General features: G+C 65.5%; 11 protein-coding genes. 2 read left to right on the top strand and 9 right to left on the bottom strand.

Annotated features, from left to right (window positions below):
• From BM222_RS41155 to BM222_RS18430, 5 genes are all read right to left on the bottom strand, one after another.
• Window positions 1–183: hypothetical protein (locus BM222_RS41155; protein WP_210188509.1), on the bottom strand; the 183-nt coding region annotated here is incomplete at its 3' end.
• 336 nt (window positions 184–519) lie between these two features.
• On the bottom strand, window positions 520–819 hold the full coding sequence (locus BM222_RS18445; protein ID WP_092230026.1) for a winged helix-turn-helix domain-containing protein: 300 nt from the start codon (window positions 817–819) through the stop codon (window positions 520–522).
• Window positions 819–1370, bottom strand: coding sequence for a hypothetical protein (locus tag BM222_RS18440; protein WP_092230024.1), 552 nt, complete (start codon window positions 1368–1370; stop codon window positions 819–821). Before BM222_RS18440 ends, BM222_RS18445 begins: the two co-directional genes overlap by 1 nt.
• On the bottom strand, window positions 1367–1888 hold the full coding sequence (locus tag BM222_RS18435) for a DUF2306 domain-containing protein (protein WP_092230022.1): 522 nt from the start codon (window positions 1886–1888) through the stop codon (window positions 1367–1369). The genes BM222_RS18440 and BM222_RS18435 overlap by 4 nt, the downstream gene beginning before the upstream one ends.
• Window positions 1889–1890: 2 nt before the next feature.
• Window positions 1891–2901 carry an alpha/beta hydrolase gene (locus BM222_RS18430; RefSeq protein WP_177243305.1) on the bottom strand — a complete coding sequence of 337 codons (1011 nt, stop codon included), beginning with the start codon at window positions 2899–2901 and terminating at the stop codon, window positions 1891–1893.
• 120 nt (window positions 2902–3021) lie between these two features.
• Here BM222_RS18430 and xseA point away from each other — a divergent pair, with 120 nt between their 5' ends.
• Window positions 3022–4653 (top strand): exodeoxyribonuclease VII large subunit, encoded by a 1632-nt coding sequence (gene xseA / locus BM222_RS18425; protein WP_092230020.1) that lies wholly within the window; start codon window positions 3022–3024, stop codon window positions 4651–4653.
• Between the two features lie 352 nt (window positions 4654–5005).
• On the opposite strand, the gene BM222_RS40085 is transcribed toward xseA, so the two are convergent.
• A complete protein-coding gene (locus BM222_RS40085; protein ID WP_143105992.1) occupies window positions 5006–5155 on the bottom strand; it encodes a hypothetical protein in 150 nt (49 codons plus the stop codon).
• A 43-nt stretch (window positions 5156–5198) separates the two neighbouring features.
• Entirely contained in the window at window positions 5199–6032 is an 834-nt protein-coding gene (locus BM222_RS18420; RefSeq protein ID WP_177243304.1) for a dienelactone hydrolase family protein, read from the bottom strand.
• Between the two features lie 194 nt (window positions 6033–6226).
• Between BM222_RS18420 and BM222_RS18415 the strand changes: the two genes are divergently transcribed.
• Window positions 6227–6454, top strand: coding sequence for a DUF2093 domain-containing protein (locus BM222_RS18415; RefSeq protein ID WP_092230017.1), 228 nt, complete (start codon window positions 6227–6229; stop codon window positions 6452–6454).
• 16 nt (window positions 6455–6470) lie between these two features.
• Here BM222_RS18415 and BM222_RS18410 read toward each other — a convergent pair whose 3' ends face one another.
• Both BM222_RS18410 and BM222_RS18405 read right to left on the bottom strand, forming a co-directional pair.
• The gene (locus BM222_RS18410; RefSeq protein WP_092230015.1) at window positions 6471–6773 is read right to left on the bottom strand and encodes a hypothetical protein; all 303 of its coding nucleotides are present in this window, start codon (window positions 6771–6773) and stop codon (window positions 6471–6473) included.
• 385 nt (window positions 6774–7158) lie between these two features.
• Window positions 7159–7494 (bottom strand): GYD domain-containing protein, encoded by a 336-nt coding sequence (locus tag BM222_RS18405; RefSeq protein WP_092230013.1) that lies wholly within the window; start codon window positions 7492–7494, stop codon window positions 7159–7161.
• Window positions 7495–7591 lie beyond the last annotated feature (97 nt).

The following is a 7591-nucleotide window of genomic DNA, read 5'->3' as shown; positions in this document are numbered from 1 at the left end:
CATCCAAGCAGGCTTGGCTCCCAACCGGCCGCTCCACCCCCAATCGCGAAACATTTCTTGAAATGCCGTCACGTCAAACTGTTCGTCCGGCCAGGGCTCGTCGACGACCGAGTAACCGTAGCCGGCATCCAGCAATTCCTGAACATGGTCGCGAACGTCGTCGTCAGCGCGGATCAAGAGCATTCCGTTAGGAGCTCCAAGATCTGCAATCCGCGCGACCGTAACGACGGCCTGACCGCTCGACAGCACGAGCCGAAACCCCAGCTCGGCCCGCAAGCCGAGCGCAGAGCATGCTCGCCAAACCCAAGTCGCCAGCTGACTCACGGTAGGGGATCCACCATTGGAATGCTGCCTCACCTTCAAGGTGCCGCGAAGCGATGAGGGGGTCGTATCCGCAGACCCAATCGGGAGTAGGATTCACCGAGAGAACCCCTCACCCAAGTGAGCCTGTGTCTGCCGGCGGGGATGCCCTCTCCCGCAAGGGGCGAGGGCGCAGCAATGCGCATCGCGCCCGCAGAGCTACACCTGCTTCCCCGCAATGATTTCCTGCAGCGTCGCCACATGCCGCGCGAACGCCCCGCGGCCCGCCGCGGTGGCCGTCACCGTGGTCTGCGGCTTCTTCCCCACGAAGGCCTTCTCCACCGAGACGTAGCCGGCCTTGGCGAGCGTCTCGATATGGGCGCCGAGATTGCCGTCGGTGGCGCCGGTGAGTTTCTTCAGCCGCGCGAATTCCAGGCCGACCTCCTGCGGCAGCGCATTCAGTGCCGCCATGATCTTCAGGCGCAGCGGCTGGTGGATGATGTCGTCGAGCTCGGCCATCAGTTGCGCCGCATCCAGAGGCCGCCGAGGGTCAAGCCGCCGCCATTGACGGCGGCCATCCACAACAGCAGCGAGATGCCGGGGACGAAGTAGTAGCCGATCAGCGTCAGGGCGATGATGGTGGCGCCGATCACGAGGAAGGCGGTGCCGAACCAGACGCCCGCCATCATGTAGAACAGCATGACGTAGATCGGCCAGAACACCGTCTGCTGGCGCGGGGTGAAATGGCCAAAATAGCAGCAGAAGATGCCGAAGGCGGCGATCAGCGCGAAGGTCAGGAAATAGCGGCCGTCGAACACGCGGATGCGGCTCTTCGAACGGTGATAGGCGCCGAGCGCGACAAAGCCGATCGCCGACACCCCGTACAGCGCGAACCAGAAATAGAGTCCGTAGCGCGGCCAGAACCAGCCCGCGATGTTGCCGACGAAGGCCAGCACACCCCACATCAGCAAAGCGAGGCTGGAGACCTCGTAGATCTGCGACTGGCGCACACGACGAACGGTGTCATCGATGTCATCAAGCGCTTCGGAAGCCTGCTTGCTGTCGATCACGACGGCGCTCCGTTCTGCCCGGCCAGGGCGGCGGACACGATGGGTGCCTCCGACGGAGGCTGATGCTTCCGGATCAGGATATGCGCGATCGCCATCGTCAGAAGCGAGACGACGAGCGCGATCAAGGCGACCTGCTCGCGTGACGCCAGCGGCAGCAGCCGTGCAGCGACGTTGGTGAGTCCCGCCGAGACCGGCGACACGTAGGACCAGGCGATGAAATTGTAGTGGATCCTGCGCCAGTTCGACGGCCGCGGCGCGCGCAGGAGCGGGACGATCGCCAGCACGATCAACGTGAAGTTCACGATCGCGGCGACGTGAAACGCGTTGAAGTGGCCGGTGAACCGATAGAGCAGGAGGGTCGCAGCGTCCGCGAGCAGCATGGCGTAGACATAGAAATAGCCGCGCGCGCGATGACCTGCGCCGCGCTTCGGGCGCAGAAACTGGACGAGCCCGACGACGAGGCACAGCAGCGCCAGCACCGCATGAACGGCCCCTACGGCTGTCAAATGCGCAAACATGATCAGCTCCCCGTGGCGCCCCGCATCGCCACGTCCTCGGCGATCGCGTTGACCGCCTTCGGGTTGGTGACCATGCCCATGTGGTTGACGCCGTCGATGATCTTGACGTCGATATCAGGCTTGATGGCCTGCACGGTCTCGGCATATTTGGCCGAGATCATCATCTCGTCCTCGGTACCGCCGAAGATCGTCATCGGATGCGTGACGGCAGGAAGATCGAGGCGATAGCCGTGCGTGGCGAAATTGCGCATCAGGCGGTCGGAATAAACAGCGGTCAGATAGCGCTCCGAATTCGCAGGCACCGCGAAGGCAAGCACCGGCAGCTGCGCGCAGCAGTCGATACCGAGCTTGCGGAGCGCAGTGAGCCCGAGGAAGCGCGGGATGTCGGCATTGGCCCAGCCGCCGGAATGCGCGACATTGGTCGGCGCGTCATAGCCGAGATAGGGCGCGACCAGCACGGTGCGGACGAACAGGTCCTGGATGATCGGCGTCGCGGCGATGCGCAGCGAGAAGCCGGCGCCGGCGGAATGGCCGATCAATGTCAGGGGCAAGTCGGGCGCGCTCTTCCTGACATGGGCGACGAAGTCGACGAGATCATCCTCGAGCTGGCCGACATAGCCGATGTCGCCGCGGGTGCCCGAGGCGCCGTGGCCACGCGTATCCAGCGCCCAGGTCTCGACGCCGTGCGCGGCCAATGCCGCCGTCAGCGCGTGATTGACGGTGCCGGAGGAGCCGGACGAGCCATGGATGAAGATCGCGCCGCGGTCGGTGCTTCCTCCCTTCGGCTGATAATGCCGATAGCCCAGCCAGGTGCCGTCGCGGGCCTGAAAGCGCTCCAGCGGCGGCAGGGTGGACCAGTCGATGCCCTTGGCGGAGTCCGAGACCGAGCGCATCTCCGCCGGCCGCTGCAGCGGCGTCGCGATCAAGGCGGTGAGGATCAGCGCCATGGCGCCGACCGCGCACAGGCCCCATTTGAGCAAGCCCAAAACACCTCGCAGCATCAGCCCCGCCATGGCTCAGCACTCCCTGAACTTACAATCAATAGAGAACTCTATATTACAGAGTACTCTTGCGATCAAGAGCGAGATTGGCGTCGCGCCGCGAAAATCCTTAACGTCTGAACTGACCCCAAAATGCCGAATCGATTGCCGATGCCGCCTGCGGAACCTCTTCACAACGCGCCCGAATTCACCGTTTCCGAGCTCTCGCAGTCCCTGAAGCGGACGGTGGAGGACACCTATGGCCATGTCCGGGTCCGCGGTGAGATCTCCGGCTTCCGCGGCGCCCATTCCTCCGGGCACTGCTATTTCGCGCTCAAGGACGAGAGCGCCAAGATCGAGGCGGTGATCTGGAAGGGCGTGCACGGCCGCATGCGCTTCAAGCCCCAGGAGGGGCTCGAGGTCATCGCCACCGGCAAGCTCACGACCTATCCGGGCTCGTCGAAATACCAGATCGTCATCGAGGCGCTGGAGCCGGCCGGCATCGGCGCGCTGATGGCGCTGATGGAGGAGCGCAAGAAGAAGCTCGCCGCCGAAGGCCTGTTCGACGAGGCGCGCAAGCAGCTCCTGCCCTGGCTGCCCGAGGTGATCGGCGTGGTGACCTCGCCGACCGGCGCCGTGATCCGCGACATCCTGCACCGGCTCGAGGACCGCTTTCCCCGTCACGTGCTGGTATGGCCGGTGAAAGTGCAGGGCGAAGGGTCGGCCGAGCAGGTCGCGGCCGCAATCCGCGGCTTCAATGCCCTGCCCGAGGGCGGCAGGATTCCGCGGCCCGACGTGCTCATCGTCGCGCGCGGCGGCGGCTCGCTGGAGGATCTCTGGTCGTTCAACGAGGAGATCGTGGTGCGCGCGGCAGCCGAGAGCATGATCCCGCTGATCTCGGCGGTGGGCCACGAGACCGACATCACGCTGATCGATTTCGTCGCCGACAAGCGCGCGCCGACGCCGACGGCGGCGGCCGAGATGGCGGTGCCGGTGCGCAGCGACCTGTTCGTCGAGGTCGCCGATCTCGCGCGGCGCACGCGGGCCTGCTGGCAACGTGGCCATGAAAACCGCCGCAACGAATTGCGCTCCGCCGCGCGCGCGCTGCCGGCGGCCGGCGATCTGCTCGCGATCCCGCGGCAGCGGCTTGATTCGGCGGGCGCGTCCCTGCCCCGCTGCCTCAAGGCCAACACGCATGCGCATTTCCGCAGGTTCACCGCGGCAGCTTCGAAGCTGACGCTGCGGGTGCTGCACGGCCAGATCGCGCAGGCCGACCACCGGCTCACCGTGTGCGGCGAACGGCTTGGCCTGTCCGCGCGCTCGCTGCTGCGACGTCGGCGCGACCGTTTCGCCGGACTTGAAGTGCGCCTGCGCGCCTCAAAACTCTCCAACGCGCAGGCGCAGCGCAACGCGATTGCCCGCCAGCGCGAGCGCACGCATCGTCTGGCCGAGCGCGCCGGCCGCGCGCTGGTGACGCTGCTGCAGCGGCTGGACGCCCGCGTCGAAAACAGCGGCAAGCTGCTCTCGGCGCTGTCCTATCGCGGCGTGCTCGCCCGCGGCTTTGCGCTGGTGCGCGATGAAGCCGGGCATCCGCTGCATTCGGCCGACAGCGTCGGGCCGAATGCGCGGATCGCGATCGAGTTCGCGGATGGACGCGTGGGCGCGACCGCGGATGCGGATCGCGCGGCGCCAACGCCGAAGCGCGCGCCGGCGCAGCCGAAGGCCGCGCAGGAGACGAAGCCTGCGCCGAAACGGAAGCCGGTGGATCAGGGCAGCTTGTTCTAGAGGCGCGATGGCGGCGCTTCGCTTTCGCTGTCATTCCCCGCCTTGTGCGCAAGTGCGCACTGGAGCGGGGAATCCAGCACGCCGCGGCTTATCAATGAACGACAGGCGTCCCGGAGTGCTGGATCGCAATTGCGCATTGGCCGGGCGATGACACAGTCTGTGTGGATGCGCTTGCCCCTCGTCATTGCGAGGAGCTCGCGACAAAATTGCGAAGCAATTTTGCGCTGATGCGACGAAGCAATCCAGAATCCCCCAACGGAGAGACTCTGGATTGCTTCGCTACGCTCGCAATGAAGGCGTGGAAGCAGCCCGTCGTCCGCATCAGCGGAGCGACATGCGGGAACAGTCGCCCCTACCGGCAGGACAGTCCCGCGTCCATCGTGGTCCAGAAGCCGCAATGATCAGGCGCGCGCAGGGGCGAGCCGGCGTGGGCTTCGAACAGGAACACTGCGACGGTGAAGACGACCAGTGCGGATGAGAAGATGACGATGCGGTTGCGCATGACAGATGCGTTTAACCGACATCATGGTCGAACTAAGGCACTGCTAGCGCGCCAGCCACTCCGCGACTTCCTTCTGCGATTCCGCGCGCGCTTCGGAATCGGTGCCGAGATGGCCGCGATCGGGCGCGGCGGCGTCGCTGCTGGCGGCGGCGGCGTGCAGCGGCGTGTTGGCGCGGTCGAAATCGTGATAGGCGCCGGGATAGACCACGATACGCGCGAGCGCGCTGCGGCCATGCGCGCCGTCCACCATCTGGCGGCAGGCCGGCGGCGACGAGACGTCGTCATTGGCGCCGATCAACACCAATGTCGGCACCCGCGTGCTCCAGCCGAGCCCGGCGGAGATCCGGCAATCCGGATAGAACGCGATGGCGGCGCGGAAATCCGGACCTGTTTCACGCGCCGCGCTCTGCGGACGTACCGCCCAGAGCAGCGCGCTGGCGCCGTTGGCCCAGCCGATCAGGCTGACGCGGTCGCGCGCCACCCAACTCTGCTTCATCAGCCAGGCCCGCGACGCCGCGATGTCGGAGACGCGTTCGCGCCGCGCCTTGACGTGCGTCTCCTTGACGCGGCATTGCGGCCCAAGCTCGCGCGAGCCGTAACTGTCGGGCAGCAGCACGGCATTACCCGCCTTGAGCAGACGCTCGGCCCAGTCGCGATAGCGCGGCTGGACGGAATCGGAACGGCTGCCGAGGCCGCCGCAGCCGTGCAGCGCGATCACCGTCGGGAACGGCCCTGCCCCCTCGGGCTTGAACAGCTGCGCATGAAGGATGCCCGACGACAGGGGAATCTCCACCTGCGCAGGCGCCGACGACGCCGCAGCCGCGTGCGCGGCCGACATCGAGACAGTCAGGAACAGGGCGGTCAGTCGAAGGCGCATCGGATTCTGTCGCAGGCGGTACCGTAAGGCTCCCAGCACTATCATGCACAAACGGCGGCAAAACATCACAAACCGGTGGGTTTAACGGGCGGACAAGCCGCCCTATCTATGCTACTTCAGGTCCAACACATCGTAGCCCCCAAGGTCGTCCATCAAGGATTTCCAGGAGGGCCCTTCCACGGAGACTTTCGACCGTGCTGAACAAGTTCGGCCCCTCGGGCAATGGCGAGGCGCAGGTGCAATATCTCGACGGCGATTTCCGCGTGATCTCGCCGGGCACGTTCGTGCGCTGCGCCATATCAGACACGCGGATCCCGCTCGACGAACTGAAATATTGGAGCGTGGACCTGCAGGAAGCCTACGCCACGCCCGCCGCCGTGCTGCAGCGGCATTTCCCCAACGCGCCGAAACCGCAATCGTGAGGCTTCGCGCGCGCGGCTATTGCTGCGTCGGATCATCGGTGCCCACGCAAGACTTGATCGCACTCTTGCGCGCTTCGCCGACGACCTTCTGATCGATCGCCTGCTTGAGGCAATCGAGCCGCGCCTGTGCCATGCAGAGCTGCATCTGGTCGCGCTTGTCCTGCCCTTTCAGATTCTGCGTCGAGCCGAGACACGTCACGCGCTTGGTCGCGGGAACCGGCACCGCGGCGGCCGGAGCAGCGGGCGGCGTCTGCCCAAACACCGGCGCAACGATCAGACACACAAGACCGGCGGCAAGCGCAGCAAAGAACGGTTTCATCGCAGTCTCCCAGGATCGCCGGAGAGCGATAGCGGCTTTGCGATGAATGTCGGCTGAATAGCGGGCTGCCGCAGGGTGAGTTACGCCTTCGACCAGCCCAACCTACGAGATCTGTGCTTGCGGCGAGATCAGCGCGTGCTGAAGCGCCGCTCGCGGGCCTTGTAGAGATGATCTCTGGCCGGGCGCCGGCACGGGATGGACACACATCGCAAGCCCGGCCGCCACGCGTCGAATTGAAGCGGCCGGCCCGAAGAACGGCGACCTCTCCCGCTTTGGATTGACCGAGCAATTGGCAACAGTTTGGGAGGCGGACATGAATACGCCCGAATGCTGAAGCGTTGCCGCCGCGTGGTGCGATTGCGGCGGCCCCGCTTCCGATCGGATCTCAGCTTCCGGGCGGAGTATACGACGAACGCAGCTTGGCCGCGTTCTGGCGAACCTGCTTGATCTCGTCCTGGGTGAACAAGCGCGTCAGCTTCACGTTCTGCAGGGTGCCCGCCGTCACGGTGAGGCCCGAGATGGCCGGGGCCGCACTCGGATCAGGCACCTCGAAAATCACGAGAACGCCTGGGCCGTCGGTCGCAACGCTGTACATCGAAACCAGCTTTCCGCCGGCCGCCTCGATGAGTTTTCTCGCCGCTTCCTGGCGGTTGGTCGTGGGATTTTCCAGGATCGCGTTGAGAGCGCGTGGCGTGTATTGACCTGTGAGGCAAAAATGCATGGCATGTTCTCCTCTGAGCTTTTGGTAATAGCCTCCCTGCCGTTCCGAGCTCGTCGTTACGGCCTCCGCATTTGAAATGATGAAGGTACGCCGCCCG

Origin of the sequence: Bradyrhizobium sp. Gha, from assembly GCF_900113735.1 — a bacterium.
Lineage (GTDB): Bacteria > Pseudomonadota > Alphaproteobacteria > Rhizobiales > Xanthobacteraceae > Bradyrhizobium.
This window is presented reverse-complemented; position numbering and strand designations above follow the sequence as displayed.